This is a genomic window from Roseateles sp. P5_E11 (assembly GCF_054049355.1).
Genome location: NZ_JBFUMO010000800.1, coordinates 1 through 2,098, shown reverse-complemented (window position 1 = coordinate 2,098; position 2,098 = coordinate 1). Strand labels below are relative to the sequence as shown.

Genomic DNA, 2,098 nt, shown 5'->3' with positions numbered 1-2,098 from the left:
GATGTCGGCAGTGCGCAAGCCCTGGGCCAGCACCGACTGCACGGCCTGCTCGATACGAGCGGCAGCGTCGGCTTGGTTGAGGGAGAACTTGAGCATCATGGCAGCGGACAGGATTGTAGCCAGAGGATTGGCGATGCCCTTGCCTGCGATGTCCGGCGCGCTGCCGTGGCTGGGTTCGTAGAGGCCCTTGTTGTTGGCGTCCAACGAGGCCGACGGCAGCATGCCGATGGACCCGGTCAGCATCGCGGCTTCATCGGACAGGATGTCGCCGAACATGTTGCCGGTCACGACGACGTCGAACTTCTTCGGCGCCTTGACGAGCTGCATGGCTGCGTTGTCCACGTACATGTGGTCCAGCTCGACGTCGGGGTACTGGGCGTGGACTTCGATGACGATGTCCTTCCAGAACTGCGAGGTCTCCAGCACATTGGCCTTGTCGACGCTGGTCAGGCGCTTGCCGCGCTTGCGGGCGGCCTGGAAGGCAACGTGGGCGATGCGCTCGATCTCGGGGCGCGAATAGCGCATCGTGTCGAAGGCTTCGTCGGCGCCGGGGAAGTGGCCGTCCACGGCCGTGCGGCGGCCGCGCGGCTGGCCGAAGTAGATGTCGCCGGTCAGTTCGCGAATCAGCAGGATGTCGAGGCCCGCCACCAGCTCAGGCTTCAGCGACGAGGCGTGCGTGAGCTGCTCGTAGCAGATGGCCGGTCGAAAGTTTGCAAACAGGCCGAGAGCCTTGCGCAACCCGAGGATGGCCTGCTCGGGGCGCAGCGAGCGCTCCAGCTTGTCGTATTTCCAGTCGCCGACCGCACCGAACAGCACGGCGTCGGCTTCCTGGGCCAGCTTCAGCGTGGCGGGCGGCAGCGGATGGCCGCTGGTCTCGTAGGCCCTGCCGCCGACGTCGGCCCAGTCGAGCTGCAAAGGCAGGTCCAGCGCCTTCAGCACCTTGACGGCCTCGGCCATGATTTCTGGGCCGATGCCGTCGCCCGGCAGTACTGCAATCTTCTTCATCTCAAATCACTCGGTTGTTCAGCCAGGGTTTGCTGGCGATGCGCGCGGCTTCAAACGCGCGGATCTTGTCGGTGTGCTGCAGCGTCAGGCCGATTTCATCCAGGCCGCCGATCAGGCACTCCTTACGGAAGGGCTCGATGTCGAACGGGAGCTCGGCACCGTCGGGCTTGACCACCACCTGGCGCGGCAGGTCGACGACCAGCTGGTAGCCGGGGAAGGCATAGACCTCGTCGAACAGGCGCGCGATGGCGCTTTCCGGCAGGACGATGGGCAGCAGGCCGTTCTTGAAGCAGTTGTTGAAGAAGATGTCGGCGAAGCTCGGCGCCAGGATGGCGCGGAAGCCGTACTGCTGCAACGCCCAGGGCGCGTGCTCGCGGCTGGAACCACAGCCGAAGTTGCTGCGCGCGACCAGCACGCTGGCGCCGGCATAGCGCGGCAGGTTCAGCACGAAGTCGGGGTTGGGCTTGCGGCTGGCCGGGTCCTGACCGGGCTCGCCATGGTCCAGGTAGCGCCACTCGTCGAACAGGTTGGGGCCGAAGCCGCTGCGCTTGATCGACTTCAGGAACTGCTTGGGGATGATCGCGTCGGTATCGACGTTGTCGCGGTCCATGGGCGCGACGAGGCCCTTGTGGATGGTGAACTTGTCCATGGTCAGCTCAGCGTGCGAACGTCAACGAAATGGCCGGTCATCGCCGCTGCGGCAGCCATCGCCGGGCTGACCAGATGGGTACGGCCGCCGGCGCCCTGACGGCCTTCGAAGTTGCGGTTGCTGGTGGACGCGCAGCGCTCGCCCGGCTCCAGGCGGTCGGCGTTCATGGCCAGGCACATGGAGCAGCCCGGCTCTCGCCACTCGAAGCCGGCGGCCTTGAAGACCTGGTCCAGGCCTTCGGCTTCGGCTTGCGCCTTGACGAGGCCGGAACCCGGCACAACCAGGGCCAGCTTGATGTTCTTGGCCAGCCGGCCACCGACACGGCGCACGACGGCCGCAGCCTCGCGCATGTCCTCGATGCGGCTGTTGGTGCAGGAGCCGATGAAGACCTTGTCGACATGGATGTCGCTGATGGCCTTGTTGGGTTCCAGCGCCATGTAGGTC

General features: G+C 65.8%; 3 protein-coding genes. All 3 read right to left on the bottom strand.

Annotated features, from left to right (window positions below):
- A partial coding sequence (gene leuB, locus ACXJKR_RS30775) for a 3-isopropylmalate dehydrogenase (protein WP_457326079.1) occupies nt 1-1,005 on the bottom strand: 1,005 nt, incomplete at its 3' end.
- Between the two features lies 1 nt (nt 1,006).
- A complete protein-coding gene (gene leuD / locus ACXJKR_RS30770; RefSeq protein WP_457326078.1) occupies nt 1,007-1,654 on the bottom strand; it encodes a 3-isopropylmalate dehydratase small subunit in 648 nt (215 codons plus the stop codon).
- Nucleotides 1,655-1,656: 2 nt separating this feature from the next.
- A partial coding sequence (locus tag ACXJKR_RS30765) for an aconitase family protein (protein ID WP_457326077.1) occupies nt 1,657-2,098 on the bottom strand: 442 nt, incomplete at its 5' end.

Bases quoted from the DNA above. Each gene is read 5' to 3' on its own strand.
- leuD (WP_457326078.1), bottom strand. From the start codon at position 1,654: ATGGACAAGTTCACCATCCACAAGGGCCTCGTCGCGCCCATGGACCGC.